The organism is Streptomyces sp. NPDC057616, assembly GCF_042800575.1.
Taxonomy (GTDB): Bacteria; Actinomycetota; Actinomycetes; order Streptomycetales; family Streptomycetaceae; genus Streptomyces.
The window spans coordinates 15,052-40,697 of sequence record NZ_JBHVGU010000037.1; the positions used below are offsets into that span (position 1 = coordinate 15,052).

Genomic DNA, 25,646 nt, shown 5'->3' on the forward strand with positions numbered 1-25,646 from the left:
TGAAAGGTTGGTAAATACACCTGACAGCTTCCCGCCGTTCGACACCCCATCGCGAGGCACCGTGAACCACCCCGCCCCCGAGCAGCCCGCCGACGTCGTGGCCCGGCTGCGCGCCACCTTCCGCACCGGCCGCACCAAGCCCGTCGCCTGGCGCACCGGCCAGTTGCGCCGGCTGCGCGAGATGCTCACCGAGAACGGCCCCGAGCTGGCCGCGGCCCTCCACGCGGACCTGGGCAAGAGCGCCGCCGAGGCCCGGCGCACGGAGATCGACTTCACGGTCCGCGAGATCGACCACACCCTCGACCACCTCGAGGGCTGGCTGCGCCCGGAACCCGCACCGGTACCGGCCCACCTCGGTGCCGACGCCATTGCCTGGACCCAGTACGACCCGCTCGGCGTCGTCCTCGTCATCGCGCCCTGGAACTATCCGGCGCAGCTCCTGCTCGCCCCGCTGGTGGGCGCCCTCGCCGCGGGCGACGCGGTCGTCGCCAAGCCCAGCGAGCTGGCCCCCGCCACTTCCGCCGCGCTCGCCCGCCTGCTCCCGGCCTACCTCGACACCGACGCCGTCGCCGTCGTCGAGGGCGGCATCCCGGAGACCACGGCCCTGCTGGCGGAGCGGTTCGACCACATCTTCTACACCGGCAACGGCACCGTCGGCCGTGTCGTCATGCGCGCCGCGGCCGAGCACCTCACCCCGGTCACCCTCGAACTGGGCGGCAAGTCGCCGGCGTTCGTCGACCGCGACACCGATCTCGACGTCGTCGCGGGCCGGCTGGTGCGCGGCAAGTTCCTCAACGCGGGCCAGACCTGTGTCGCCCCCGACTACGTCCTGACCGACCCGGAGACGGCCGCCGCCCTCGAACCCGCGCTCGCCCGCGCCGTCGAGGCTCTGTTCGGCACCGACCCGTCGGCCTCCGGCGAGTACGGCCGGATCGTCAACGAGCGGCACTTCGACCGGCTGTCCGGACTGCTCGGCTCGGGCCGCGTGGTCGTCGGCGGCGGCAGCGACCGTACGGCCAAGTACATCGCGCCGACCGTCCTCGCCGACGTCGACCCCGGGTCGCCCGTGATGCAGGAGGAGATCTTCGGTCCGATCCTGCCGGTGGTCACCGTGGCCGACGTGGACGCCGCCATCGACTTCATTGGCGACCGCGACAAGCCTCTCGCGCTCTACGTCTTCTCCGAGTCCGGCGAGACCCGCGCCCGGATCGCCGCCGAGACCTCCTCGGGCGGCCTGGGCAACGGCCTGCCGCTGGCCCACCTCACCGTCTCCGACCTGCCGTTCGGCGGAGTGGGGGAGAGCGGCATGGGCAGCTACCACGGCCGCTACTCGATCGAGACGTTCAGCCACCGCAAGGCTGTCCTGGAGAAGCCGCTGCGCTGAATCTGCCCCTTGCCCCGGTCGCGGTGTCGGCTGCCACTTATATAAGTGACAACTGATACATTGGGTCGCATGCAGGCATTCGATGTGCTCGGTGATCCGGTGCGCCGGCGGATCCTGGAGCTGCTGGCCGACGGGGAGATGACCTCCGGTGCGGTCTGCGACGTCATTGGCGAGGAGTTCGGGATCTCGCAGCCCGGGGTGTCGCAACACCTCAAGGTGCTGCGCGAGAACGGATTCGCGACCGTACGCCCCGAAGGAACCCGGCGGCTCTACGCCGTCAACGCCGAGCCGCTGCAGGACATCGACGCCTGGCTCGACCGCTTCCGCCGCTTGTGGACCCCGCATCTGGACGCGCTGGCCACCGAGTTGGCCCGCGGCAGACGCGCACGCCGGCTCGGCGGCGCGGACGACCCCCCGAGGAGGACCCCATGACCGACGTGACCCACGACATCAACGACGTACGCCGGCAGGTCGGCAGGCGCGCCTTCAAGGTCGGCGAGGCGCGCGTGGTGACCGTGAGCAGGTCCTACGACGCCCCGCTCGACGACGTGTGGGACGCCTGTACCAACCCCGAGCGCATCCCGCGCTGGCTGCTGCCGGTCTCGGGCGAGCTGCGGCTCGGCGGGCGCTACCAGCTGGAGGGCAACGCCGGGGGAGTGGTCGAGAGCTGCGACCCGCCCAGGGGCTTCACCGCGACCTGGGAGTACGGCGGCGAGGTCAGCTGGATCGAGCTCCGGCTGACCGCCGAGGAGGGTGGCACGCGCTTCGAGCTGGACCACATCGCCCACGTCGACGACACCAAGTGGGCGGAGTTCGGCCCCGGAGCGGTCGGGGTCGGCTGGGACCTGATGACCAGGGGGCTGTCCCTGCATCTCGCCAGTGGCGGCGCCGCCGTCGACGCGAAGAAGTTCATGGCCTGGATGGGCTCGGACGAAGGCCGCCGGTTCATGACGGACAGCAGCGAGGCCTGGTACGCGGCGAACGTCGCGGGCGGCGAGGACGAGAAGACGGCACGCGAGTCGGCCGACCGCACCACCGCCGCCTACACGGCGCCCGGTGACGCCGGCTGACCCGGATCGGTCTCTGTGCAGCTTTCGGATCGGGAAGAGCGATTGACTGGTCTACACCCTTGACTGGTACAGACCAACACGGTTGAGTGTGGCTTCACACCCCCCACCACGGCCGCGCCCCTTGCCGGGTGCGGCCGTGCTCCGTAAAGGAGTTGATCCGTGTTGAGGCGTCGTATCGCCGCAGTCCTCTCCACGCTCGCCCTCGGTGGCGCCACCCTGGCGCTCCTGCCGGCCCCCACGGCCTCGGCCGCCGGCTTCGTCGTGAGCGAGTCGCAGTTCAACCAGATGTTCCCGAACAGGAATTCCTTCTACACCTACAGCGGTCTGACCGACGCGCTGAGCGCGTACCCCGGCTTCGCCAACACCGGCAGCGACACGGTGAAGAAGCAGGAGGCCGCCGCCTTCCTCGCCAACGTCAACCACGAGACCGGCGGCCTGGTGTACGTCGTCGAGCAGAACACCTCCAACTACCCGCACTACTGCGACGCGAGCCAGCCCTACGGCTGTCCCGCCGGGCAGGCCGCCTACTACGGCCGCGGCCCGATCCAGCTGTCGTGGAACTTCAACTACAAGGCGGCGGGCGACGCGTTGGGCATCGACCTGCTCAACAACCCCTACCAGGTGGAGAACAACGCGTCCGTGGCCTGGAAGACGGGCCTGTGGTACTGGAACACCCAGTCCGGCCCCGGCACCATGACCCCGCACAACGCCATGGTCAACAGCGCCGGCTTCGGGCAGACGATCCGTAGCATCAACGGCTCGCTGGAGTGCGACGGCAAGAACCCGGCACAGGTGCAGAGCCGGGTCGACGCCTACCAGCGGTTCGCCCAGATCCTCGGCGTCCCCGCGGGCGACAACCTCTACTGCTGACGCCGCTTTCTGCGTCATGGTGTCATGCACCTGATCGTTCCGACCGCACTCGGAAGGGCATCACCATGCGCACCCCCCACGTCCTGCTCGCCACGACCGCGGCGCTCGCCGCCGCGGTCGTCGTCCCCCCGGCCGACGCCACCGCGGCCGTACCGGCGCCGGGCGCCTACCACCTGCAGAGCGCCACGACCGGACTCGACGCGGCCGACAACGCGGGCGCCGTCGAGCAGCACAGACCCAAGGGCGACGAGGACCACCAGCAGTGGAGACTCACGGCCGGTGGATCCTCGTACGTCCTGGAGAGCACCGACGCACCGGGCAGCTGCCTCGGTCGCGCCGGCGACCAGGCCCGCACCGTCGCCTGCACCGGCCCCGACGCCGCCTGGGAGTTCGGCTCCTCCGGCGCCGACCGGTACACGCTGAAGGTCCCCGGCGCCGAGCGCTACCTGACCGTGGCCGACAAGTCCTCCGGCGCCAACTACCCGGCCCAGCTCACGATCGGCCCGTCCAGCGACCTGGCCGCCTGGTATCTGACGCCCGTCGCGCCGACGACGAACCCCATGCCCTCCCAGGACCAACGCACCCTGGACCAGGTCACGTTCCTCACCGCGCACAACGCCTACGCCAACGGCGTCGACGGCGGCTTCGCCCCGCCGTTCGTCAACCTCGTCCCCAACCAGACCCGCGGCATCGACCAGCAACTCGCCGACGGGGTGAGGGGGTTCATGCTGGACCTCCATCAGACCCCGGACGGCGCGATCCTCTGCCACAACAGCTGCACGCTGGTCAGCAGGCCCGTCGCCCTGTGGGTCGACCTCCAGCGCATGGTCGACTTCCTCAAGGCGCACCCCGACCAGTTCGTCACCGTCTTCCTCGAGGACTACGTCGACCCGGGCGTCCTGCGCTCCGAACTCGCCCGCGTGAACGGCCTGCAGGACGTCCTCTACCGCCCCGACCGGACCGGCGTACGGCACAACGGCTGGCCGAAGCTGGCCGACCTGATCGGCGCCGACCAGCGCCTGCTGATCTTCACCGACCACAGCCGCTCCGCCGACGAGTCGGCGGGACTGACCCGGGACAGTTTCGGCGTCATGTACCAGCGCGAGTGGACCGTCGAGAACTACTGGTCCATGGGCTCGGGCATCGGTTCCTCCGACTGGTCCTGCTACAGCCGCTGGTACGACGCGAACACCAACATTCCGCTCACCCGCACCGAATCCGGCTTCCGCCCGCTGTTCGTCATGAACCACTTCCGTGACGTCACCATCCCCGCCACGGCGCAGACCGACAACACCAAACTCGCCGACCGCGCCCGGCGGTTCTGCCAGCCGGCCGCCCGCAAGAAGCCCAACTTCCTCGCCGTGGACCGCTACGACCTCGGCGACCCGGCCGCCGCCGTGAACAGCCTGAACACCTACACCTACCCGTAACCCGCGCGGCGGAGGCCGGCACGTGTGCGAGACTCCGCCGATGACCACCGAAACGATCACCGCGGACGCCGCGGGCACCTGGAGACTGGGCGACTTCACCGTCGGCCGCGTCGGCTTCGGAGCGATGCGGCTGACGGGCACCGCCGCCTTCCACCTCGGCACCCCGAGCGACCGGCACCGCTCGATCGCCGTGCTGCGCAGGGCGATCGAGCTCGGCGTGAACCACATCGACACCGCCGCCTTCTACTTCTCGCAGACGCGGTCGGCCAACGAACTCATCAACAGCGCCCTGGCTCCGTACCCGGACGACCTCCTCATCGCGACCAAGGTCGGCCCCTACCGCGACTACCACGGCGAGTGGGGCACCTCGGCCCGGCCCGACCAGCTGCGCGGACATGTCGAGGAGAACCTGCGCCAGCTCGGCCGGGACCACCTCGACCTGGTCTATCTGCGCCGTATGCGCCAGGAGTCCGTGGCCGAGCACTTCGGCGCGCTGGCCGACCTGCGCGAGGCCGGCCTGGTCAGGCACCTCGGCCTCTCCGACGTCGAGCCCCGCCACCTCGCCGAGGCCCAGGCGATCGCGCCCGTGGTGTCCGTGGAGAACCGCTACGGCCTGGACTCCCGCACCCCCGCCACCGAGGAAGTCCTGCGCCTCTGCGGCGAACAGGGCATCGCCTTCGTCCCCTTCTTCGCCGTCGCCGGTACCCGCGGGCCGCAGGCGGCCACCGACGACCACGACGAGGCGGTGCGCGCGGTCGCCCGCGCCCACGACGCGAGCCCCACCCAGGTCCGCATCGCCTGGACCCTCCACCGCGGCCCGCACGTCCTCGCCATCCCGGGCACCGGCAACCCCGACCACCTCGCCGAGAACGTCGCGGCCGGTGCGCTGCGGCTGACGGACCAGGAGCTGCGCCGCCTGGACGGACTGCACCGGGCGGAGGACTGAGGCCTCTTCACAGGGCTGAGGCCCCTTCAGAGGCCTGAGAAGTCTACAGGGGTCCGAGGATCCTTCACGCGCCGGCGGTCAGAACGGCAGGTCGATCCACCGCCCGTTCTCGGCCGTCCGCAGGCACGGGGCCAGCCCGGCCTCGTCGAAGGCGTGCCGGACGTCGGCCAGGTCCTCGCTGAAGTGAGCCCAGCTGTCGCAGTGGGCCGGCACCACGATGGGCGCGCGCAGCACGGAGGCGGCCGCGCTCGCCCGCTGCGCCGTCAGGGTCAGCGGACGACCGCGCTCCTTGGCCTGCACCCGCGCCGCGCCGACGAACAGGACGGCGACGTCGATCCGCGGCATCCGGCGGGAGATCTCGGCGACGATGCCGACGGAGGCGTTGTCGCCGCTGACGTACACGGTCGGCAGGCCGTCGCCGCTCAGCACGAAACCGGTCACCTCGCAGTTGACGTGGCCGTCCTGGTCGCGGTCCCCGTCGTCCGGGCCGTGCTGGGCCGGCACGGCGCACACCTCCAGGACCCCGCCGCCGGGACGGTCGATCCGGGTGGTCTCCCACGCCGGGAGCCCGTGCGCCGGACCCCCCAGCCGCTGCGCCGTCACCGGCCCGGTGACCAGCAGCGGCGCGTTCAGGGCGAACACCCGGCCGCGGGTGTCGAGGTTGTCGGGGTGCAGGTCGTGGCTGACCAGTACCGCGTCGACGTCCCCGACGTCGGTCTCCGTCGCCGCGGGACCGGCGGTCTTCGTCAGATAGCCGTGGTTCCCGGCGTCGTCGAAGGTCGGATCGCACACCAGGCGGAGCCCGCCGACGTCGAGGACGGTGGTGGGCCCGCCGAGCACCGAGACGGCGCAGGGCCGGCGTTCAGGGCTGATCGTGTCCGTCATGACCGCACCTCGCTGGTGAGTTGGGGCTGGGCAAGCCGTACGCGGGCCGGCCGTGCGGCCGGGTTGTGCCGTTCGGCGCGCGCGGCAGGTCCGGAACTGTTCTGCTGGATGAGGAGCATCTCGCTATCTTTCCGGGAGAAGGCAGATGAGTACCTATCGAGTCGCGCAGGTCGCCGCAGCGGGCGAACCCTTCCAGATCACCGAGCGTGAAGTACCCCGGCCCGGTCCGCGCCATGTGCGGATCGCCGTCGACGCGTGCGGGATCTGCCACAGCGACACCATCTTCGTGAACGGCGTGGTGCCCGGGGTCCGCTTCCCGGTGGTGCCCGGGCACGAGAACGCCGGCCGGATCGAGGAACTCGGCGACGGCGCGGGCGACATGGGCTGGCAGGTGGGCGACCGGGTGGCCGTCGGCTGGTTCGGCGGCAGCTGCGGCCACTGCAGGCAGTGCCGGCAGGGCGACTTCATCGTCTGTGCCAACCTGAAGGTGCCCGGTTGGGCCTACGACGGCGGCTACGCGGAGTCGATGATCGCGCCGGTCGACGCGCTCGCCCGTATCCCCGACGCCCTCTCGGCGACCGACGCGGGGCCCATGGCCTGCGCGGGCGTCACCGTCTTCAACGGGCTGCGGCGCAGTTCCGCCCGGCCCGGCGACCTGGTCGCCGTCCTCGGTCTCGGCGGACTGGGCCACCTGGGCGTGCAGTACGCGGCCGCCATGGGCTTCGAGACCGTCGGGATCGCCCGCGGAGCGGACAAGGCGGACTTCGCCAAGCAGCTCGGCGCCCACCACTACGTCGACAGCACCGCAGGCACGCCGGTCGCGGAGGCGCTGCAGTCCCTCGGCGGCGCAAAGGTGGTCATCGCCACGGCCAGCAACTCCGAGGCCATCACCGCCACCGTCGACGGCATGACACCCCGTGGTGAGCTCGTCGTCATCGGGGCGGACGCGCAGCCGCTGGGGGTCAACCCCAACCAGCTGCTGATGAGCGGCCGGATCCTGCGCGGCCACCCGTCGGGCACGGCGCAGGACGTGCAGGACACCATGGACTTCAGCGCGCTGCACGGCATCCGGCCCATGACGGAGACGGTGCCGCTGGACCAGACCGACGCGGCCTACCGCAAGATGCTCTCCGGCGCGGCCCGCTTCCGCATGGTCCTCACCAACAACTGACGGCCCCGCACACGCCCCTCTCACGCCGGCCGGCGACCATCCGGCCGGCTCGCGCCAACCGCGCACCGCGCGCGGCCGCATCCGGAAGATGGTGCAGGACGGGCCGCGGCCCCCTCACGCCACCCCGGTACCGTCCTTCGTCAGAGGCCGCGGGCGCACTTCGCGCTGCCCGTGTCAGGCATGCACCGCACGCGGGCGTTCCCGGATGCCGGCGTGGGACGGGCAACGGGCGTCCCCGCGCGCGGCCGCATCACGTCAGCCGGCGACCGCCCCTCACCAGCCGCCACCCGACCAGCTCGCGCCGCCCGTGCCAGCCGTGCACCCCGTGCGGCCCCCTCAAGTCGCCCATGCGCCGTCCTTCATCAGCCGCCGCCCGGCCAGCCCGCGCCGCCTGTGCCTACCGCGCACCGCGCGCGGCCGTACCCGGAAGTACCCGTGGGCCGGGGCGCGGGTGTCTCCGCCGGTGCGCCCTCACCCCATCCACACCCCGTCCTTCATCAGGTGCCGCTGAGGCAACTCGCGCTGCTCGTGCCACGCCTGTACCGCGCGTGGGCGGACCCGGAAGAAGGCGTAGGACGGGCTGTCCCGGCGGGGATCCCAGCCGGTCTTGGTGAGGAACGCCTCGGCCGCCGCGGCCGGTACGTCGGGCAGGGCGTAACTCTCGACGTCCCCGTCGACGAGCACCACGTCCCGGGTGTCCCCGAGCGCCAGCCGCGCCCGGCCGCCGTCGCGCAGGTTGCGGCCGGTCGGGTTCGTGGTCCGGGTCGCCAGCCACACGGCCTCCTCGTGCCACACGAACCAGAGCGGGACCAGGCACGGCAGCCCGTCCGCGTCCGCCGAGGCCACCCAGATGTCGATCTCCTTGTCCAGCCGCCGCAGGACGTCCTGCCTGCGCCGCCGCGGCTCCCGAGGTGAGGTGTCGATCTTCATGCCCGGGACGCTAGCCGCTCGCCGCGGGGCCGCGCGTCGGCCCCGGGTCCCGCTCCGGCTCGTACGCGGGTCCTAGGTCCGGGAGACGACTGGCGTCCCGCAGGTTTTACGTATAACCTCTCCCGTCAATCGCTCCCCCCGGAAGGCCCCGATGAGACACGTCGCCCTGGTCACCCTCGTCGTCGACGACTACGACGAGGCGATCGGCTTCTACACCGAAGCCCTCGGCTTCCGGCTGGTCGAGGACGCCGCCCGCCCCGACGGGTCCCGCTGGGTCGTCGTCGCGCCGGGCGACCAGGGCACCGCGCTGCTGCTCGCCCGCGCCAAGGGCGACGAGCAGAGCGCGCGGGTCGGCGACCAGACCGGCGGGCGCGTCGGGTTCTTCCTGCACACCGACGACTTCGCCCGCGACCACGCCCGGATGCTCGCCGCGGGCGTGACCTTCCTCGAGGAGCCGCGCCACGAGCCCTACGGCTCGGTCGCCGTCTTCCAGGACCTGTACGGCAACCGCTGGGACCTGCTCCAGCCCGCCGGCTGACTGTCCGCTGCGGCTGCGGCTGCGGCAGCCGCACCACCGCCCGCTCCCTCCCATTGGTTCGAACCACCCCGTCCGACGAAAGACCACACCATGAATGCTACGCGCGTAGACGCCGATGTGATCCGCCGCCTCCCCAAGGCCGTCCTGCACGACCACCTCGACGGCGGCCTGCGCCCCGCGACCCTGGTGGAGCTCGCGGCCGCCGTCGGCCACACCCTGCCGACGACGGATCCGGACGAGCTGGCCGCCTGGTACGTCGAGGCGGCCGGCTCCGGCGACCTGGTGCGCTACATAGGCACCTTCGAGCACACGCTCGCCGTGATGCAGACCCGCGAGGGACTGCTGCGCACCGCCGAGGAGTACGTGCTCGACCTGGCCGCGGACGGCGTGGTCTACGGCGAGGTGCGCTACGCGCCCGAGCTGATGGTCAAGGGCGGCCTGACTCTGCCCGAGGTAGTCGAGGCCGTACAGGAGGGTCTCGCGGCGGGCATGGCGAAGGCGTCGGCCGCGGGCACGCCCGTCCGCGTCGGCACCCTGCTGTGCGGGATGCGGATGTTCGACCGCACGCGGGAGACGGCCGACCTGGCCGTCGCCTTCCGTGACGCGGGCGTCGTCGGCTTCGACATCGCCGGCGCCGAGAACGGCTTCCCGGCCGCCGACCACCTGGACGCCTTCCAGCACCTGCGTGACGAGAGCGTGCCGTTCACCATCCACGCCGGCGAGGCGTACGGGCTGCCCAGCATCCACCAGGCCCTTCAGGTGTGCGGGGCCCAGCGCATCGGCCACGGCGTGCGCATCACCGAGGACATCGTCGACGGCAAGCTCGGGCGGCTCGCGGCCTGGGTGCGCGACCGCCGGGTCGCCCTGGAGATGTGCCCGACCTCCAACCTCCAGACGGGCGCGGCGACCTCGATCGCCGGCCACCCGATCACGGAGCTGAAGGACCTCGGATTCCGGGTCACCCTCAACACCGACAACCGTCTCGTCTCGGGCACCACCATGACCCGTGAGATGTCCCTGCTGGTGGAGCAGGCCGGCTGGACGGTGGAGGACCTGCGCACCGTCACGGTGAACGCCGTCAAGAGCGCGTTCCTCCCGTTCGACGAGCGCGAGGCCCTCCTGGATGACGTCGTCCTGCCGGGCTACGCGGCCGTGCTCTGAACCAGCCCGCGTACGTAGGCGGCCTGTCCGACGTGCTGGAGATCGTCGGACAGGACGCTGGTCAGCCGGACGCCCAGGGTGACCGGCGGATCCCAGCGCTCGTCGACGACGCGCTCCAGATCCGCGGCGGCGAGCCCCCGCAGGGCGCCGAGGGTCTGCTCGTGCACGGCGTCGTAGTAACCGGTCAGCAGGTCGCCGGAGTCGACCCGCACCTTGGCGACCTTGGTGGAGCTGTGCCCGTAGCCGGTGTCGTGGCGCGGCAGGTCGAGGCCGAAGCGCTTCTCCCAGTCCTGCGTGAGCCACACCTGGTCGAGCCCGAAGGCGTGGGCGATGTGGTCGTCCTGGACCCGGGTGAGGTGCCAGACCAGCCAGCTGACGGAGTTGGCGTCGTGGGAGGGCCGGGCGTTGAGGACGTCCGGACCCAGTCCGCCGACGGCGGCGTGGACTTCTTCCTGGATGCGGCCGTACGCGTCGATGAGGATGTCCTTGGCATGCATGCCTCCACCATCGCGCATTACGGCTCCTCGTGCGTGCCCTGTTCCAGAAGGGCCATCAGCGCCCGCGCCGCCGGGCTGGTCGCCTGCGGGGGCGGCAGCAGGGCCACGGTCTCGTAGACCGTCTCGCCGGTGCCCTTCACGGGCAGGGCGGTCAGCGCCTCGCGCTTGTGCCGGAAGTGCCGCGGCACGACGGCGATGCCGAGGTTCTCGTCCACCAGGTCCAGCAGGCTGTGCACGTCATTGACCTCCAGCGCGACCGTGCGCCGTACGCCCGCCGCGGTGAAGGCCGCGTCCGTGGTGCGGCGCGGTCCCCAGTCGGGGTGGAAGTCGACGAACACCTCCCTTCCCAGGTCGTCGGGCGTGACCGCCGCGCCGCCGGTCGCCAGCGGGTGGGAGGGGTGGCACAGCACGGTCATCGGCTCGCCGGTCAGGGACACCGAGCGCAGCTGGTCGGTGTCCGCCTGGGTGCGATAGGCGAAGGCCAGGTCCAGGCGTCCGGCCGCGACCTCCTCGCCCAGTTCGCCGGAGCCCGCCTGCCGCAGCCGTATCTCCACATCCGGGTGGCGGCGGCGGAACGCGGCGAGCAGCCCCGCCACGTGCACCCCCGCGATGCACTGCTCGGTGCCCAGCGAGAGCGTGCCGCGCAGCACGCCCTGCACGGCGGCGACCGCCTCGTGCGCGGAGCGCACCTGCGCCAGGATCCGCTCGGCCTCGCTCAGCAGCGCCCGCCCGGCCTCGGTCAGCGTGACCCGGCGGGTGGTGCGGACGAACAGGGGGGTCTGCAACTCGCGCTCCAGCGCCCGGATCGAGGCCGACAGGCCCGACTGGGACACCATCAGCCGTTCCGCGGCCCGGGTGAAGTGCTGGTCCTCGGCGACCGCGACGAAGTGCTGGAGATGGCGGAGTTCCATGATTGAGAAGCCTAGCCGCTGAGTTCCATCGCATTCTCCTGTTGGACCACTGGCCGCAGGTCGCGACAGAGTGGGTGGCGGGTTCTGGTTATTTCCCAGGAACCGGTTATCCGTGTGCCAACCCCTCTGGAGTCGCGTTGTACACCGCACACCCCGACCGCTACGCGGACATGCCCTACCGGCGCACCGGACGCAGTGGCCTGAAGCTCCCCGCGATCTCGCTCGGCCTGTGGCACAACTTCGGGCCCGACCGCCCGGTGGAGACCCAGCGGGCGATCCTGCGCCGGGCCTTCGACCTCGGCGTCACCCACTTCGACCTGGCCAACAACTACGGCCCGCCGCCCGGCAGCGCCGAGTCCGCCCTCGGCGAGGCGCTCAAGGCGGACTTCACCGCCCACCGCGACGAGCTGATCATCTCCACCAAGGCCGGCTACCTGATGTGGCCCGGCCCGTACGGCGAGTTCGGCTCCCGCAAGTACCTGCTGTCCTCGCTGGACCAGAGCCTGAACCGGATGGGCCTGGACCACGTCGACATCTTCTACTCGCACCGCCCCGACCCGGAGACTCCGCTGGAGGAGACGATGGGCGCCCTGCACTCGGCGGTGCAGCAGGGCAAGGCGCTCTACGTGGGCATCTCCAACTACTCGGCGGAGCAGACCCGCGAGGCCGCCCGCATCCTCGGCGAGCTCGGCACCCCGCTGCTGATCCACCAGCCGCGCTACTCGATGCTCGACCGCCGTCCCGAGGACGAGGGCCTGCTGGACGCCCTGGACGAACTCCAGGTCGGCTCCATCGTCTTCTCCCCGCTGGAGCAGGGCCTGCTCACCGCCCGCTACCTGGACGGAATCCCGGAGGGCTCGCGGGCGGCGAGCGACAGCCCGTTCCTGAACTCGGACGCGGTGACCGAGGAGCTGGTCGGCCGGCTGCGCTCGCTCGACGAGATCGCCAAGGGCCGCGGCCAGACCCTGGCGCAGCTGGCCCTGGCCTGGGTGCTGCGCGGCGGCCGGGTGACCTCCGCGCTGGTCGGCGCGAGCAGCGCGCAGCAGATCGAGGACAGCGTCGCGGCCACCCGCAACCTGGACTTCGACGCCGAGGAGCTGGCGCGGATCGACGCGATCATCAGGCCGTGACCGTCCGCCGCCGTTCTCCGGGTCCGACGCCCAGGGCCCGTCTTCGGATCGGCTCGGCTGGGAGGCGCTGGGATGTGGAGCGGACCCGGGAGGGGTCAGATGCGCCTGCCAGGGCCCGCGCCGCGGAGCTGATCCGAAAGGCGGGCCCTAGGCGCCGATCAGCCGCTCGCTGACGTCCCAGAGGCGGGCCGCCGCCGCCGGGTCCACGGCGTAGGGCAGGACGCCGGGGATCTCGGCGCCGGCCCGCCACGCGGCCTCGTCCTCGGGGGTCACCAGCGGGCTGATGTCGCTGTTCTCGCAGTAGACCCCGCCCAGCCCGGCCAGCTGGGGGCTCGTCGCGCACCAGACGCCGGTGGCCGCCCCCTGCGGCACGGTCTTCAGCTGGCGGGACGCGTCGAGAACGGGTCGGCCCTCGGCGTCCACGGCACCGGCCGCGCGCAGCGTCTCCGCCGGCAGGTGCCTGGCGAGGCCGGTGTCGATGATGGTGCCCGGGTGCACGGCGAAGGCCCGCACGCCCTCGCCCCGTCCGCGCCGGTCCAGCTCCACGGCGAAGAGCGCGTTGGCCGTCTTCGACTGGCCGTAGGCGACGAACGGCTCGTAGGGCCGGTGCTCGAAGTGCAGGTCGTCGAAGTCGACGCCGGCGAAGCGGATGCCCCGCGACGACACGGACACGACCCGGGCGCCGCCGGCCGCGACCAGTGCCGGCCACAGGCGCTTCACCAGCTGGAAGTGGCCCAGGTGGTTGGTCGCGAACTGCGCCTCGTAGCCGCGCGCGTCCCGGGTCAGCGGGGTCGCCATCACCCCGGCGCTGCCGACCAGGAGGTGCAGCGGACGCCCGGAGGCCAGGAAGTTCTCCGCGAACGCGTCGATCGAGGCCGGGTCCAGCAGGTCCAGATGCGCGACCTCGGCCCCGGTCACGTCCTTGAGCGCGGCCCGCGCCCGCTTCTCGTCGCGTGCCGGCACGACGACCTCGGCGCCGGCGGAGCGCAGGACGCGAGCCGTCTCCAGACCGATGCCGGAGTAGCCGCCGGTCACGATCGCGACCTTCCCGGTCAGGTCGGCGCCCTTGATCACCTCCTCGGCGGTGGCCGCGGCGCCGAATCCGGAAGGCAGGGGCTGCTGTGCGGTGGTCATGGTGTGTCACTCCTCTGGGTGGGGCCGTCCATGCCACCGTAGGTCGCTGTTTCCGTACGATGAATGCTTGAGAATCCGCATTACTTGCGTGATAGTTCGGGCATGTCCGCAGACCCTCTCTCCGACGCCCTGGCCGTCGCCGATGCCCGCAGCGTGTTCTCCGGCGGCTTCACGGCCGGCGGCGCGTGGGCGATCCGGCTGTACGGGCGGGACCGGCTCAAGGTCAACGCCGTGCTCCGGGGCGGCTGTCTGCTCGTCCGCGAGGACGGCGGGGAGCAGCTGAGGCTGTCCGAGGGCGACGTGGTCGTCTCCGACGGACGGCAGCCGTACGTGCTGTGCAGCGAGGCCGGCGTCGAGCCACTGAGCTCCCGCGAGGTCACCGTCGACGCCGTGACGGGGATGGCGCAGCTGGGCGAGGGCGAGGATGTCGTCTGCCTCTCCGGGCACATCGACCTCAGCCGGGACAGCGGTGAACTGCTGCGCCGGGCGCTGCCCGAGCTGATCCACGTGGGTGCCGACGCGGCCGAGGCGCCGGTGCTGCGCTGGCTGACCGGGCGGCTGGCCGACGAGGTGCGCACGCAGAGGGCCGGCGGGGAGTTCGCCGCGGACCAGCTCGCGCAGCTGATGTTCGTCCAGGTCCTGAGGGTCTGCCTGGCCGAGTCGGAGGGACTGCCGTCCGGCTGGCTGCGCGCCCTGGCCGACGAGCGGCTGGCCCCGGCCCTGTGCCTGATGCACGGCGACCCCGGGCACCCCTGGCAGCTGGAGGAGCTGGCCCGGGCCGCCGCGATGTCCCGCACCACCTTCGCCGTACGGTTCAAGGAGGCGGCCGGGGTGCCGCCGCTGACGTACCTGCTCGACTGGCGCATGAGCCTGGCCGCCCGCGCCCTGCGCCAGGAGTCCGTCCCCGTCGCGACGCTCGCCCGCTCCGTCGGCTACACCTCGGAGAGCGCCTTCAGCAACGCCTTCAAGCGGGCGGTCGGCGTCGCGCCCCGGCGCTACCGCGAGGCCGCCACAGGCCCTAGGGGTTGAGGCGCTCCTCCAGGCGCACGGTCACCGTGTCGCCCTCGTCCTTGCCGATGGCGTTGCGCAGGTCGGCCTTGACCGGCAGCTTGTGCGTGCCGTCCCCGAGGGCCATGAAGGAGCCGCGGAAGGGGTGCCCGTCGATCGTGCCGCGGACCTTGACCAGGCCGCGGGTGCCGAAGAACGCGACGCTCCGCGGCCAGACGAGATAGGTCCAGCCGCCCTCGTTCGGGCTCTTGGTCAGGACGGCCGTGAACTCCACGTCGAGGTGGGCGGTCGTGGTCATGGTGGGCTCCTCCGCTCGCGGTGGTCGGGTAAGGGGAAGACCACCGCGGGCGGCGAAACTCATCGCACGGCTCAGGCGCCGGTCGGCACCCGGTCGAGAAAGCCGAGCACGGTCCTGATGCGGCCGTCCTCGCCGACGGTGACCACGTCGAAGCCCGCCACGGGCGCCGATCCGTCCTCGGCGACCAGCTCCCAGGAGAAGCGCGCCGTGTCGTGGTGGCCGTCGACGGCACCGCCCGGCCGGAAGACGAAACCGGGGAACTGCTCGTGGGCCGCGGCGATCACCGCGGCGATCTGCTCGTGCCCGGCGACGTCGGCGAGCGGGTCGGTGTAGCTGCCGTCCTCTGCCCAGGCGGCGGCCACCGCCTTCCTCAGCTCCTCGGGCTCGGCGGCGTTCCAGGCCTCGAAGTAACGGGCGACGGCGTTCTCGTAACGATCGGTGTGCACGGACATGGCGGATCGGCCTCCATCGAGACGGTCGTTGCTGGTCAGGATCCGGATGCGCGCTCCGGCGACCCGGTACCGCAACCTTGCCCGCGGCGGGGTGCGGCGTCGATTACCCCTCGGGTAATGGAGGCGCGCGCAGGATTTCGGCCAACTGCCCCTGTGAATATGCCAGGAGAGTGGCCGGAAAGTCGTGGTGACTCTGTTTCAGGGGTGAACATACTCAACAGTCAAGGGACTTCACGGCGAGCGAAGCCGCGATCACTCACCGCACATGATCGCGCGAAAACTGCACATGAGTCGCACCGAAAGCGAGGACGGCCGGCAGTCGAACGAGCAACGGGGGAGCGGACGTGCACGACGAGTTCTTATGCCACGTGACGGCGTACGGCACCTGCGGAGGACAGCGCATCGGCGTGCCGCTCGGGTCCTACCGGGCCCCCACCCTCGCCCTCGCCCTGTGGTGGCTGCGCGACCGCGCGAACTGGATCGCCGACCGCCTCGACCCCCGGCCCGAGGCGGAGCACTTCCCGCCCGGCGCGCTCGTCCCCGTCGCCGGCACCGTGCCCGACGTGCCGGCCGTGCTGCGGTGGTGGTGCGGTGACGACGACCAACAGGAGCTGGTGGCCGAGCAGTTGGCCGCCGGGCGGCTGGTGCGGATCGCCACGAACGACGACACCACCGAGTACGAACTGCTGGCCGAGTCCGTGGACGCCCTCCGGATGCAGCGCACCATCCCGGCACTCGTCCTGCCGGTCGGCTGACCGCCGGGGCCGTCGACCGGGGCCGTCCGCCGCGCCGGGCGCACATGGGGGCGAATCGGTAGAATCCTGCTCATGGCAGAGCGGCCCGTCGCGCCGACTGCGCCCGAACTCGTCCTGGAGACCGAGGCGGGCTCCACCGTGATGAGCCCGGCCCGCGACTACCACGTCGGGCGTGATCCCCTCAGCGACATAGTCATCGACGACGTCCGGGTCTCGTGGCACCACGCGGTGCTGCGCCCCGACGCCGACCACTGGACCATCGAGGACGAGAACAGCACCAACGGCACCTTCGCCGACGGCCGGCGCATCCACGCCCGGGGCGTGGGTCCCGGCAGTGTGATCCGCTTCGGCAACCCCGCCGACGGCCCGTGCGCCGTGCTGACCAGTCCACCGGTCGCACTCCCGGAGCGCCCCTCGGCGGTCTCCATGCCCGGCCTGACCGCCACCTACCGCCGGCCCACCACCGTCCGCCCGCTGCCCTCCCGCACCGTCCGCATCGGCCGCTCCGCCGACAACGACCTCGTCATCGACGACCTGATCGTCTCGCGCCGGCACGCCGAACTGCGCGCCCTGCCCGACGGGACGTACGAGATCGCCGACCTGGGCAGCCACAACGGCACGTACCTCAACGGCTCGCCCGTCACCGCCGCGCCCATGGGCCCCGGCGACATCGTCGGCATCGGCCACTCGGCGTTCTGCCTCGTCGGCGACCAGCTGCAGGAGTACGTCGACACCGGCGAGGTCTCCCTCGACGTGCAGGACCTCGCGGTCGCCGTCGACCGCGGCCGCAAGACCCTGCTCGACCACGTGTCGTTCCCGGTGGGGGAGAAGTGCCTGCTCGCGGTCGTCGGACCGAGCGGCGCCGGCAAGTCCACCCTGCTGAACGCGCTCACCGGCCAGCGGCCCGCGGACCACGGCACGGTCCTCTACGACGGCCGCGACCTCTACCGCGACTACGCCGAGCTGCGCCAGCGCATCGGCCTCGTCCCGCAGGACGACATCCTGCACTCCCAGCTCACCGTCCGCAGCGCCCTGTCCTACGCCGCCGAACTGCGCTTCCCGCAGGACACCGCGAAGGCCGAGCGCCGGGCCCGGGTCGAGGAGGTCATCCGCGAACTGGGCCTGGAGCAGCGGGCCGGCCAGCCGGTGCACAGCCTCTCCGGCGGTCAGCGCAAAAGGGTCAGCGTGGCCCTGGAGCTGCTGACCAAGCCCTCGCTGCTCTTCCTCGACGAGCCGACCTCGGGCCTCGACCCCGGCATGGACCGCTCGGTGATGCACATGCTGCGCGGCCTCGCCGACGACGGCCGTACCGTCGTCGTGGTCACCCACAGCGTCCTGAGCCTCGACGTGTGCGACCGGCTCCTCGTCCTCGCACCGGGCGGCACCATCGCCTACTACGGCCCGCCCGACGAAGCGCTCGCCTTCTTCGGCTTCGAGCACTGGCCGGAGGCCTTTGAGTCCTTCGAACGGGACCGCGACCGCGACTGGGCGGGCGACTTCCGCCACTCGCAGGCCCACCGGCGCTACGTCGCCGACGCGACGGCGCAGCCCCGCGTGCCCGACTCCGCCCCGGTCGCCCCCACCCCGCCGCCCCGGCCGCGCAGCCGCGGCGCCCAACTCGGCACGCTGGTGCGGCGCTACACCGCCGCGCTCGGCGCCGACCGCACCTTCCTCGTCATCATGATCGCGCTGCCGTTCGTGATGGGCGCCATGGCCCGCGCCCTGGCCGGCAGCAGACTCACCCAGGCGACCGCGATGAACGCCCTGCTCATCCTGTGCGTCGGCGGAGTCCTCACCGGCGCGGCCAACGCCGTGCGCGAGCTCGTCAAGGAACGCACCATCTACCAGCGCGAACGCGCCGTCGGCCTGTCCAGATCGGCGTACCTGATGTCGAAGGTCGTCGTCCTGGGCACGATCACCGTCCTCCAGGCCGTGGTGCTCACCCTGGTCGCCCTCCTGGGCGTCGATCTCAACGCACCCGGCGGCAAGGGTGTGTTGATGCCGCCCCTGGTCGAAATCACCGTCGCCGTGGCCCTGCTGGCCTTCACGGCGATGATGCTCGGGCTGCTCGTCTCCGCGCTGGTGCGCAAGGAAGAGGTGACGATGCCGCTGCTCGTGCTGCTGGCCATCGTCCAAGTCGTCTTCTGCGGCGCCCTGCTGAAGCTGCACGGCGTACCGGGTCTGGAGCAGCTGTCGTGGCTCGTGCCCTCGCGCTGGGCGCTCGGCGCGATGGCGGGCACCGTCGGCCTGGCACGTATCGTGCCGGGCGACCTGACCGGCGACCCGCTGTTCCGGCACTCGGCCGGGGTGTGGCTGCTGAACATCGCCATGCTGGTGGTGCTCTCGGCGCTCTTCGGGTTCCTGGTGTCCCGGCTGCTGCGCCGGCACGAACCCGTCGTGATGCGGAAGTAGGCCCGGCGATGACGAACCCCGGCTTCCGGCCCACCCACGTCGTCCCCCAGCACGGCATGCCCGCCTGGGAGTCCCCCGACCCCGCCCGCCCGACCGTCCCGCTGGATCCGCTGCTGCCCGTCCAGCTCGCCGAGCGGCGCGGCGACTGGGCGCACGTGGTGTGCTCCAACGGCTGGTCGGCGTGGGTGGACGGCCGCCACCTGGTCGCCGTGCCCCAGGACCCGCCCGCCGCCGGCGGCCCCCAGGCCCGCACCGCCGACCCGCGCCCCCTGCTCGCCCGCACCGAACAGAACCTCGCCCGCTACCGGACCGCCGTCGAGGAGCACGCACGCGGCGGCCTCGACGGCGAGTCCTTCCGCGGCCGTACACGAGGACTGCGCGTCGGGATCGTCGTCGACGGCGAGAACGTGTGGCTGTACGACACCGAACAGGGCCGATGGGTCTACGGCGACGGCACCCGCGTGAGCACCTACGCCACGGACGACGGCACCCCGGACGCGGCCGCGCCCGAGGGCGGCCACGCGCCCACCCAGGTCGTGACACCCGATGGCCCGTGACGCGAGCGTCTTCGCGGGCCGCCCCTCCGACCTGGTCGGCCGCCAGGTCGCGGGCTACCGCATCGAGCGGGAGATCGGGCGCGGTGGCATGGCCGTCGTCTACCGCGCCCGGGACCTGCGCCTGGAGCGGACGGTCGCCCTCAAGCTGCTCGCCCCCGAACTTGCGCGCAACGACACCTTCCGGCTCCGCTTCACGCACGAGTCGCGGGCGGCCGCCGCCATCGACCACCCGCACATCGTGCCGGTCTTCGAGGCGGGCGAGACGGACGGAGTCCTCTACATCGCCATGCGCTACGTCGAAGGCAGCGACCTGCGCCATCTCCTCGACCGGCGCGGCCCGCTCGCGCCCGAGGTCGCGCTGCGCATCGCCGCGCAGGTCGCCTCCGCGCTCGACGCGGCGCACGAGCACGGCCTGGTGCACCGGGACGTGAAACCCGGCAACATCCTGGTCGCCCGCGGCACCGACAGCGACCACCCCGAGCACGCCTACCTCACGGACTTCGGCCTGACCAAGAAGTCGCTGTCGCTGACCGGGTTCACGTCCGTCGGCCAGTTCGTCGGCACCCTCGACTACGTGGCCCCCGAGCAGATCTCCGGCCGGCCCGTCGACGGACGCTGCGACGTCTACGGCTTCGGCTGCGTCGTCTACGAGTCCCTCGCCGGGCGCCCGCCTTTCCGGCGTGACGACGACATGGCCCTGCTCTGGGCCCACCAGTACGACCGGCCGCCCGCGCTGACGGAGTTCCGGCCCGACCTCGCCCCCGAGGCCGACGCCGTGTTCGCCAGGGCCCTCGCGAAGAGCCCCGACGGGCGGCACGACTCCTGCCGCGCCTTCGTCACCGCGTTGCGCACCGCCCTGACGGGCACCCCGCCGGGCGACCACCCGCAGACGGAGGTGGACCTGCGCCTCCCGCAGTCGCGCGAGGTGGGCCCCGAGCCGCCGCCGCGCTGGGCCGAGCCGGTCTTCCGGGACCGGCTCTAGCCGGCCGGCGCCCGCACGTCCTCCGGCTTCCCGGCCTCGCCCCGCCGCCGGACGGGCCGCGCCAGGAGCGCGCCGAGGAAGCCGGTCACCAGGCCCCACAGCAGGGCGAGGCCCAGCGCGCCCCACACCTGGGGCTTCAGGAACAGTTCGCCGGACAGGCCACCCCCCAGGTCCCCGATGCCGAGCAGCGACAGGCCGTAGTGGGCGGAGACCCGGCCCACCAGGCAGATCATGAGGACGGTCAGCGCGAGGGCGACCGCCATGTGCAGGGCGTGCTGCCAGGCGCGCATGCGCGCGGGGGAGCGGGTCGCCATCGAGAAGGCGGCGGCCATCAGCAGGACCGCGTCGACCACCACGAGCCACCACACCCGGCCGTCGTACTGGGCCAGGGTGTGCACGTTGAGCGTGGAGACGTCCTTGGTCCGCAGCACCTCGTCGAGGACGTGCGGCATGGGCAGCCCGAACGGGCCCTGCACCCGGCCGGTCCAGGTGGCGCCGAGGCCCAGTGTGAACGCGAGCCAGGCCACGTTCGGCAGGCCCAGCAGGATCACCGCCACGGTCTCCGCGGCGTGCCCGCGGGTCGCGGCGACGACCAGCGCGATCACCGATCCGACGGCGACGAACGCGAGCAGCAGGGCGACCATGGCGTACGCCGCCGGGCGCACCGACTCCTGGAAGCGCAGCAGCCGCCCCGGCAGCGGGGCCGCGGGGGAGACCAGCAGAGCGAGCACCAGCACACCGGCCAGCCACAGGACACCGAAGAGCACGGTCAGCGGCACGTCGGTGGTGAACCCCACCTTCGGGGAGAGGCCGAAGACGTCGCCGAGGTCGCCGAGGGTTCCGCTGCCCAGGGACACCGCGAAGGTCTGGCGGGCGGCGAAGGCCATGCCGAGCAGGGCGATCACCCACAGCACCGCGATCCTGGCGGCCCAGCCCGCGAGTTCCGGGGCGCCCGCGACCGCCCGGTGCCGCAGCGGGCGCAGGAAGCCCGCCGCGAGGACGAGTGCCCCGGCCAGCGTGACCGACAGTGGCATCACCGTGATCCCGGCCGCGGACTCGGCCAGCGCACCCGCGTTCCCGGACAGCTCGACCGTGCCGCCGACGGCGGTGACCACGGTCGCCGTGACGACCCGGGGGAACGCCCCGTCCGGCAGGCCGCCCGCTCCGGCCGCCAGCAGCCCCATGGCGGCGATGCCCCACATGGCGATCAGCGCGGCCAGCACCGCGGCGAGCGCCTGCGGCCAGCCATGACGGGCGACGTCCGGGGAGGGGGTTCGCGGGCTCACGCTCGCCACGCTAAGCAGCGTCCGCGCACCCCGCCCGCCGGGAGGTCCGTCCGCGTCGGCTTGCGGGCGGGACGGGACCGCGACACACAATGGGGTCGGCAGGTAAGAAAGCGGCACATATCGCCACAAGCTTGACCAGATGCGTGGCCGGCCGCACCGAAGCCGTGTCGGGAGAGAGCTCGTGAGCGTCGAACCGCCGTCCTCCGGCCGCCCCACAGGACCACCGTCCGGTCCGCTCTCGGGTCCGTCCGAACCGCCGTCGGGTCCGCCCTCGCAGCCTCCGGGCGGAGGCAGCGGCGGCGGCAGCACGCCCTCGCCGCCGCCCCGCCGCCCCTGGTGGAGGTCGGCGCCCCGTGTCGCCGTACTCGCCACCGTCGTGGTCGCCGCCGTGGTGCTCGGCGTGCTGCTCACCCGGCCCGACGGTTCCGGGCACGGCGGGGAGCTCTTCCTCCAGGCCGCGGGCAAGACCGGCCCCGAGCCGTTCACACAGTCCACCGCCGAGAACAGTTCGACCCCGCCCGCCTCGGCCTCCCCGGCCACCGGCTCGGCGCCCGCCAGCGCGGTGCGGCAGGTCGACGGCAACGCCCCCGGCCTGTACGGCGGCACCCGCGACGTCGCCAGCTGCGACGTCGAGCGGCAGATCAAGGCGCTGGGGGCGGATCCGGCCAAGAACAAGGCGTTCGCCTCGGTCGAGGGCATCGCCCCGGCCCAGGTCCCCGCCTACCTCCGCGCCCTCACCCCCGTGCAGCTGCGCATGGACACCCGCGTCACCAACCACGGCTACCGCAACGGCTCCGCGACCGCCTACCAGGCGGTCCTCCAGGCGGGCACCGCCGTGCTCGTCGACGGCCGCGGCGTGCCGCGCGTGCGCTGCGCCTGCGGCAACCCGCTGACCCCGCCGGTCGCCCTGAAGACCACGCCCAGGCCGACCGGCGACTCCTGGCCGTCGTACCGCCCCTCGCACGTGGTCGTGGTCGACCCCGCCCCACAGATCATCGACGTCTTCGTCCTCTACGACCCCGCCAACGGCGAGTGGATCGCCCGGCAGCGAGGTGATACCGGCCACCATGACCACCGGACCCGGCCACCCGCGAAGCCCTCTCCGTCCGTGAGCGCGTCCACCTCGACGGCGTCCTCGTCGCCCTCCGCGTGCGTGTCCTCGCCGGGTGCGGACAACGGCTCAACTCCCTGTCCGGCCACGTCGACCGCGCCCTCCGAGTCCTCCTCGGCACCCAGCTCCGAGCCGCCGTCCTCCGAGCCCGTCACCAGCCCGCCGGACACGCCCGCAACCTCCCCCGCATCACCGGCGTCCTGAGCCTAAGGGGACACAACGGCCGGAAGGGGGACTGCGGGACGCGCCTCGGGGTACGAGCATGATGCAGCAGCGTCCGGCCTGGCCGGCTTCCGAGAGAGACATGCATGATCGAGCACGTGGGCGGGGCAGTGATACCGACTGGTTTCGACGTGCCCGTGGAACCGCTACGGCGGGCGGCGCACTACACCGGCGAGCAGGGATGCATCGCCGAGGCACGCTCCTTCACCGCGCACTTCGTGGACCAGCTCAGGACCGAGTGGTGCGCCAGGATCGAGGACCGCGCCGTCGAGGAGGTGCTTCTGGTCGTGAGCGAGCTGGTCACCAACGCCGACCGGCACAGCAACGGCCCGTACATCCTCGAGCTCGAAGGCACGGACACATCGGTGAGCATCTGGGTCTACGACAGCAGCGCGGCCCTGCCGCGCCGCTTCCCCCGTGACCCGGAGCGGGTCGGCCGGCACGGACTGGAGATCGTGCACGCCCTGGCCGAGCGCGTCACCGTGGAGCGGGTCCCGGTCGGCAAGCGGGTGTGCGCGGTGGTCAAGCTCGTCCGCGAGTGACCGCCGAAGGCGCCTGCGCTACGACCCCGGCGGTCACGTACGGTGCCTGCCCTCAGACGCAGCCGAGCTCTCCGAGCATCCCCTCGCGCAGTCGTGCGATGATCCGCTTGATCAGCCGGGACACGTGCATCTGCGAGCAGCCGAGGTGCTCACCGATCTCCGCCTGCGTGGCCTCCTCCACGAACCGCATGTGGATGATCTGCCGGTCCCGTTCGTCGAGTTCCGCCATGAGCGGGGCGAGCGACTGGAAGTCCTCGACGAGCCGCAGCCCGTCCTCCTCCACACCGATGAAGTCGGCCAGCACGGCCTCGCCGCTCTCCGGCCCGTCGCCGGTGAGCGCGGCGTCCAGGGACGAGGAGTTGTAGCCGTTGGAGGCGATCTGCGCCTCGACGACCTCGTTCTCCGGGATGTTCATCAAGGTGGCGAGCTCGGGGACCGTGGGATCGCGGTCCAGCCGGCTGGCCAGTTCCTCGCGCGCCTTGGCCAGTTCGACCCGCAGTTCCTGAAGCCGGCGCGGCACGTGGACGGCCCAGGTGGTGTCGCGGAAGAAGCGCTTGATCTCGCCGACGATGTACGGCAGCGCGAACGAGGTGAACTCGACCTCGCGGGACAGCTCGAACCGGTCGATCGCCTTGATCAGGCCGATCATTCCGGTCTGGACGATGTCCTCCATGTCGTCACCGCGCCCGCGGAAGCGTCCGGCCGCGAACCGCACCAGCGACATGTTCATCTCGATCAGGGTGTTGCGAGCGTACTGGTACTCGTGCGTGCCCTCCTCCAGCTCCGTCAGTCGCTGGAAGAACTGCCGGGACAGCGCCCGCGCGTCACGCGGCGCCACGGCCCTCGGCTCCTCGATGCCCGGCAGTGGTCCGTCATCCGTGCCGACGCCAGCGACCCCCACGGTCACCTGTGCGTCCGACCGTTCCACGGCGGTGTCCATTCCCTCTCCCACGAAGTCACGGATCGACGTATGCGTACATCGATATCTATTTGATCTGCATCGGGCTCTACGTGGGAGCGGGTACCCGGCAACCGCCGGAGCATGCCCCGCGGATTCCGGTCCGGCTCACATCGGACGGCGAAAGCCGGTCATCGGTCACATGTGGTGACGAGAACGCCACTCTCATGCACGTTCGGTGACGATCAGTTCGTGGAGATAGCGCTTGGTGACATTCCCGCCGTGCCGTGTGTCGATCAGCTCGCGCAGGCAGGTCAGCAGACCGCGCCGCGCGCCCTCGTCCAGCGCGCGGTGGCCCGAGTAGGTGCGCAGCACGTCGATGTACTGGTCGGTGGTGTAGGTGATGTCCTGGGTGTACCGGCTCGCGACGACGTGCTCGAAGAGCGGCGAGTCCAGCAGCTCCCCGGTGCCCGCCGGCATCTCCGACGCCGGCAGCAGGCGCAGGCCCGGCGGTGTGTCCGGATCCCAGCGCTCGTAGCAGCGCTGGGCCTGCGCGAAGAACTCCACGCTGCCGCCCGCGACATGCTCCGTGACGACGAGGGCGAGACGCCCGCCGGGACGCAGTGCCCGGGCCGCCTTGACCAGCCGGACCGCCGGGTCGATCCAGTGGAAGGCGGTGGCGCACACCACCAGGTCGAACGGCTCGGCGGGCAGGTCCCAGCTCTCGAACTCGGCGACCCGCACGTCCACGCGCGGGAACGCGGCCAGCCGCCGCCGGGCCACCCCCGCCATCGCGTCGCCCAGTTCCACCGCGGTGATGCGGCAGCCCGACTCCGCCAGCGCGACGGTGAGCTGGCCGGTGCCCGGCCCGATCTCCAGGACGCTGCTGTCCGGCCCGAGTCCCGCCGCACGGGCCAGCTCGCCGACCAGGGCGCGGGGATACCGCGGGCGCGCCCGGTCGTAGAGCTCGGCATCCTCGTTGAACGTCTCCCGCAACGCCGTCACCGCATCCTCCGCCCTGCGTGATTCCACCCAGGGCAGAATGCCGATCTCTTCCCATCACGGC

Annotated in this window: 27 protein-coding genes; 17 read left to right on the forward strand and 10 right to left on the reverse strand. The window is 72.2% G+C overall.

Annotated elements, in window-relative coordinates:
* Positions 1-7: 7 nt before the first annotated feature.
* The 6 genes from ACFU97_RS35590 (at position 8) to ACFU97_RS35615 (ending at position 5,700) form a co-directional block, all read left to right on the forward strand.
* Positions 8-1,384, forward strand: a complete 1,377-nt coding sequence (locus tag ACFU97_RS35590; protein WP_384264813.1) for an aldehyde dehydrogenase family protein — start codon at positions 8-10, stop codon at positions 1,382-1,384.
* Positions 1,385-1,453: 69 nt separating this feature from the next.
* Complete coding sequence (locus ACFU97_RS35595) at positions 1,454-1,816, forward strand: ArsR/SmtB family transcription factor (protein WP_384264815.1); 363 nt, start codon at positions 1,454-1,456, stop codon at positions 1,814-1,816.
* Entirely contained in the window at positions 1,813-2,454 is a 642-nt protein-coding gene (locus ACFU97_RS35600; RefSeq protein WP_384264816.1) for an SRPBCC family protein, read from the forward strand. The genes ACFU97_RS35595 and ACFU97_RS35600 overlap by 4 nt, the downstream gene beginning before the upstream one ends.
* A gap of 159 nt (positions 2,455-2,613) precedes the next feature.
* The gene (locus ACFU97_RS35605; RefSeq protein ID WP_384264818.1) at positions 2,614-3,324 is read left to right on the forward strand and encodes a chitinase; all 711 of its coding nucleotides are present in this window, start codon (positions 2,614-2,616) and stop codon (positions 3,322-3,324) included.
* Between the two features lie 65 nt (positions 3,325-3,389).
* Positions 3,390-4,754 carry a phospholipase gene (locus ACFU97_RS35610; protein WP_384264819.1) on the forward strand — a complete coding sequence of 455 codons (1,365 nt, stop codon included), beginning with the start codon at positions 3,390-3,392 and terminating at the stop codon, positions 4,752-4,754.
* 40 nt (positions 4,755-4,794) lie between these two features.
* Positions 4,795-5,700, forward strand: a complete 906-nt coding sequence (locus ACFU97_RS35615; protein WP_384264820.1) for an aldo/keto reductase — start codon at positions 4,795-4,797, stop codon at positions 5,698-5,700.
* A gap of 78 nt (positions 5,701-5,778) precedes the next feature.
* Here the strand turns inward: ACFU97_RS35615 and ACFU97_RS35620 are convergent, their stop codons facing one another.
* Complete coding sequence (locus tag ACFU97_RS35620; RefSeq protein WP_384264822.1) at positions 5,779-6,585, reverse strand: MBL fold metallo-hydrolase; 807 nt, start codon at positions 6,583-6,585, stop codon at positions 5,779-5,781.
* 145 nt (positions 6,586-6,730) lie between these two features.
* On the opposite strand from ACFU97_RS35620, the gene ACFU97_RS35625 reads away from it, so the two are divergent.
* The gene (locus tag ACFU97_RS35625; protein WP_384264823.1) at positions 6,731-7,756 is read left to right on the forward strand and encodes an alcohol dehydrogenase; all 1,026 of its coding nucleotides are present in this window, start codon (positions 6,731-6,733) and stop codon (positions 7,754-7,756) included.
* Positions 7,757-8,227: 471 nt separating this feature from the next.
* Here the strand turns inward: ACFU97_RS35625 and ACFU97_RS35630 are convergent, their stop codons facing one another.
* Positions 8,228-8,686 (reverse strand): pyridoxamine 5'-phosphate oxidase family protein, encoded by a 459-nt coding sequence (locus ACFU97_RS35630; RefSeq protein ID WP_384264825.1) that lies wholly within the window; start codon positions 8,684-8,686, stop codon positions 8,228-8,230.
* Positions 8,687-8,837: 151 nt separating this feature from the next.
* Here ACFU97_RS35630 and ACFU97_RS35635 point away from each other — a divergent pair, with 151 nt between their 5' ends.
* Both ACFU97_RS35635 and ACFU97_RS35640 read left to right on the forward strand, forming a co-directional pair.
* Complete coding sequence (locus tag ACFU97_RS35635; protein ID WP_384264826.1) at positions 8,838-9,224, forward strand: VOC family protein; 387 nt, start codon at positions 8,838-8,840, stop codon at positions 9,222-9,224.
* A gap of 90 nt (positions 9,225-9,314) precedes the next feature.
* Positions 9,315-10,385 carry an adenosine deaminase gene (locus ACFU97_RS35640; RefSeq protein ID WP_384264828.1) on the forward strand — a complete coding sequence of 357 codons (1,071 nt, stop codon included), beginning with the start codon at positions 9,315-9,317 and terminating at the stop codon, positions 10,383-10,385.
* Here ACFU97_RS35640 and ACFU97_RS35645 read toward each other — a convergent pair.
* Positions 10,367-10,882: a DUF664 domain-containing protein gene (locus ACFU97_RS35645; RefSeq protein WP_384264829.1), complete on the reverse strand. Its 516-nt coding sequence runs from the start codon at positions 10,880-10,882 to the stop codon at positions 10,367-10,369. The genes ACFU97_RS35640 and ACFU97_RS35645 overlap by 19 nt on opposite strands.
* Before the next feature lie 17 nt (positions 10,883-10,899).
* On the reverse strand, positions 10,900-11,793 hold the full coding sequence (locus ACFU97_RS35650; RefSeq protein ID WP_384264831.1) for a LysR substrate-binding domain-containing protein: 894 nt from the start codon (positions 11,791-11,793) through the stop codon (positions 10,900-10,902).
* Positions 11,794-11,930: 137 nt separating this feature from the next.
* On the opposite strand from ACFU97_RS35650, the gene mgrA reads away from it, so the two are divergent.
* The gene (gene mgrA, locus ACFU97_RS35655; protein ID WP_384264832.1) at positions 11,931-12,923 is read left to right on the forward strand and encodes an L-glyceraldehyde 3-phosphate reductase; all 993 of its coding nucleotides are present in this window, start codon (positions 11,931-11,933) and stop codon (positions 12,921-12,923) included.
* 147 nt (positions 12,924-13,070) lie between these two features.
* Here the strand turns inward: mgrA and ACFU97_RS35660 are convergent, their stop codons facing one another.
* On the reverse strand, positions 13,071-14,057 hold the full coding sequence (locus ACFU97_RS35660; RefSeq protein ID WP_384264833.1) for an oxidoreductase: 987 nt from the start codon (positions 14,055-14,057) through the stop codon (positions 13,071-13,073).
* Between the two features lie 102 nt (positions 14,058-14,159).
* Here ACFU97_RS35660 and ACFU97_RS35665 point away from each other — a divergent pair, with 102 nt between their 5' ends.
* Positions 14,160-15,086, forward strand: a complete 927-nt coding sequence (locus tag ACFU97_RS35665) for an AraC family transcriptional regulator (RefSeq protein WP_384264834.1) — start codon at positions 14,160-14,162, stop codon at positions 15,084-15,086.
* Here the strand turns inward: ACFU97_RS35665 and ACFU97_RS35670 are convergent.
* Positions 15,076-15,363: a DUF1905 domain-containing protein gene (locus tag ACFU97_RS35670; RefSeq protein ID WP_384264836.1), complete on the reverse strand. Its 288-nt coding sequence runs from the start codon at positions 15,361-15,363 to the stop codon at positions 15,076-15,078. The two genes, ACFU97_RS35665 and ACFU97_RS35670, sit on opposite strands and share 11 nt — an antisense overlap.
* 71 nt (positions 15,364-15,434) lie before the next feature.
* Positions 15,435-15,815: a nuclear transport factor 2 family protein gene (locus ACFU97_RS35675; RefSeq protein WP_384264837.1), complete on the reverse strand. Its 381-nt coding sequence runs from the start codon at positions 15,813-15,815 to the stop codon at positions 15,435-15,437.
* A 344-nt stretch (positions 15,816-16,159) separates the two neighbouring features.
* On the opposite strand from ACFU97_RS35675, the gene ACFU97_RS35680 reads away from it, so the two are divergent.
* The 4 genes from ACFU97_RS35680 (at position 16,160) to ACFU97_RS35695 (ending at position 20,521) form a co-directional block, all read left to right on the forward strand.
* Positions 16,160-16,570 (forward strand): hypothetical protein, encoded by a 411-nt coding sequence (locus ACFU97_RS35680; RefSeq protein ID WP_384264838.1) that lies wholly within the window; start codon positions 16,160-16,162, stop codon positions 16,568-16,570.
* Positions 16,571-16,642: 72 nt separating this feature from the next.
* The gene (locus ACFU97_RS35685; protein ID WP_384264839.1) at positions 16,643-18,982 is read left to right on the forward strand and encodes an FHA domain-containing protein; all 2,340 of its coding nucleotides are present in this window, start codon (positions 16,643-16,645) and stop codon (positions 18,980-18,982) included.
* An 8-nt stretch (positions 18,983-18,990) separates the two neighbouring features.
* The gene (locus ACFU97_RS35690; protein WP_384264840.1) at positions 18,991-19,539 is read left to right on the forward strand and encodes a hypothetical protein; all 549 of its coding nucleotides are present in this window, start codon (positions 18,991-18,993) and stop codon (positions 19,537-19,539) included.
* Positions 19,529-20,521 carry a serine/threonine-protein kinase gene (locus ACFU97_RS35695; protein WP_384264841.1) on the forward strand — a complete coding sequence of 331 codons (993 nt, stop codon included), beginning with the start codon at positions 19,529-19,531 and terminating at the stop codon, positions 20,519-20,521. The genes ACFU97_RS35690 and ACFU97_RS35695 overlap by 11 nt, the downstream gene beginning before the upstream one ends.
* Here ACFU97_RS35695 and ACFU97_RS35700 read toward each other — a convergent pair.
* Positions 20,518-21,807 carry a streptophobe family protein gene (locus tag ACFU97_RS35700; RefSeq protein ID WP_384264843.1) on the reverse strand — a complete coding sequence of 430 codons (1,290 nt, stop codon included), beginning with the start codon at positions 21,805-21,807 and terminating at the stop codon, positions 20,518-20,520. The two genes, ACFU97_RS35695 and ACFU97_RS35700, sit on opposite strands and share 4 nt — an antisense overlap.
* 181 nt (positions 21,808-21,988) lie before the next feature.
* Between ACFU97_RS35700 and ACFU97_RS35705 the strand changes: the two genes are divergently transcribed.
* Together ACFU97_RS35705 and ACFU97_RS35710 are read left to right on the forward strand one after the other, a co-directional pair.
* A complete protein-coding gene (locus ACFU97_RS35705; protein ID WP_384264845.1) occupies positions 21,989-23,122 on the forward strand; it encodes a DUF6777 domain-containing protein in 1,134 nt (377 codons plus the stop codon).
* Between the two features lie 104 nt (positions 23,123-23,226).
* Entirely contained in the window at positions 23,227-23,682 is a 456-nt protein-coding gene (locus tag ACFU97_RS35710; protein ID WP_384264847.1) for an ATP-binding protein, read from the forward strand.
* Between the two features lie 52 nt (positions 23,683-23,734).
* Here ACFU97_RS35710 and ACFU97_RS35715 read toward each other — a convergent pair whose 3' ends face one another.
* Together ACFU97_RS35715 and ACFU97_RS35720 are read right to left on the reverse strand one after the other, a co-directional pair.
* The gene (locus tag ACFU97_RS35715; RefSeq protein ID WP_384264849.1) at positions 23,735-24,622 is read right to left on the reverse strand and encodes an RNA polymerase sigma factor SigF; all 888 of its coding nucleotides are present in this window, start codon (positions 24,620-24,622) and stop codon (positions 23,735-23,737) included.
* 183 nt (positions 24,623-24,805) lie between these two features.
* Positions 24,806-25,621 carry a class I SAM-dependent methyltransferase gene (locus ACFU97_RS35720; protein WP_384264941.1) on the reverse strand — a complete coding sequence of 272 codons (816 nt, stop codon included), beginning with the start codon at positions 25,619-25,621 and terminating at the stop codon, positions 24,806-24,808.
* Positions 25,622-25,646 lie beyond the last annotated feature (25 nt).

Bases quoted from the DNA above. Each gene is read 5' to 3' on its own strand.
- ACFU97_RS35595 (WP_384264815.1), top strand. From the start codon at position 1,454: ATGCAGGCATTCGATGTGCTCGGTGATCCGGTGCGCCGGCGGATCCTG.
- ACFU97_RS35600 (WP_384264816.1), top strand. From the start codon at position 1,813: ATGACCGACGTGACCCACGACATCAACGACGTACGCCGGCAGGTCGGC.
- ACFU97_RS35610 (WP_384264819.1), top strand. From the start codon at position 3,390: ATGCGCACCCCCCACGTCCTGCTCGCCACGACCGCGGCGCTCGCCGCC.
- ACFU97_RS35615 (WP_384264820.1), top strand. From the start codon at position 4,795: ATGACCACCGAAACGATCACCGCGGACGCCGCGGGCACCTGGAGACTG.
- ACFU97_RS35620 (WP_384264822.1), bottom strand. From the start codon at position 6,585: ATGACGGACACGATCAGCCCTGAACGCCGGCCCTGCGCCGTCTCGGTG.
- ACFU97_RS35625 (WP_384264823.1), top strand. From the start codon at position 6,731: ATGAGTACCTATCGAGTCGCGCAGGTCGCCGCAGCGGGCGAACCCTTC.
- ACFU97_RS35630 (WP_384264825.1), bottom strand. From the start codon at position 8,686: ATGAAGATCGACACCTCACCTCGGGAGCCGCGGCGGCGCAGGCAGGAC.
- ACFU97_RS35635 (WP_384264826.1), top strand. From the start codon at position 8,838: ATGAGACACGTCGCCCTGGTCACCCTCGTCGTCGACGACTACGACGAG.
- ACFU97_RS35640 (WP_384264828.1), top strand. From the start codon at position 9,315: ATGAATGCTACGCGCGTAGACGCCGATGTGATCCGCCGCCTCCCCAAG.
- ACFU97_RS35645 (WP_384264829.1), bottom strand. From the start codon at position 10,882: ATGCATGCCAAGGACATCCTCATCGACGCGTACGGCCGCATCCAGGAA.
- ACFU97_RS35650 (WP_384264831.1), bottom strand. From the start codon at position 11,793: ATGGAACTCCGCCATCTCCAGCACTTCGTCGCGGTCGCCGAGGACCAG.
- ACFU97_RS35660 (WP_384264833.1), bottom strand. From the start codon at position 14,057: ATGACCACCGCACAGCAGCCCCTGCCTTCCGGATTCGGCGCCGCGGCC.
- ACFU97_RS35665 (WP_384264834.1), top strand. From the start codon at position 14,160: ATGTCCGCAGACCCTCTCTCCGACGCCCTGGCCGTCGCCGATGCCCGC.
- ACFU97_RS35670 (WP_384264836.1), bottom strand. From the start codon at position 15,363: ATGACCACGACCGCCCACCTCGACGTGGAGTTCACGGCCGTCCTGACC.
- ACFU97_RS35675 (WP_384264837.1), bottom strand. From the start codon at position 15,815: ATGTCCGTGCACACCGATCGTTACGAGAACGCCGTCGCCCGTTACTTC.
- ACFU97_RS35685 (WP_384264839.1), top strand. From the start codon at position 16,643: ATGGCAGAGCGGCCCGTCGCGCCGACTGCGCCCGAACTCGTCCTGGAG.
- ACFU97_RS35690 (WP_384264840.1), top strand. From the start codon at position 18,991: ATGACGAACCCCGGCTTCCGGCCCACCCACGTCGTCCCCCAGCACGGC.
- ACFU97_RS35695 (WP_384264841.1), top strand. From the start codon at position 19,529: ATGGCCCGTGACGCGAGCGTCTTCGCGGGCCGCCCCTCCGACCTGGTC.
- ACFU97_RS35710 (WP_384264847.1), top strand. From the start codon at position 23,227: ATGATCGAGCACGTGGGCGGGGCAGTGATACCGACTGGTTTCGACGTG.
- ACFU97_RS35715 (WP_384264849.1), bottom strand. From the start codon at position 24,622: ATGGACACCGCCGTGGAACGGTCGGACGCACAGGTGACCGTGGGGGTC.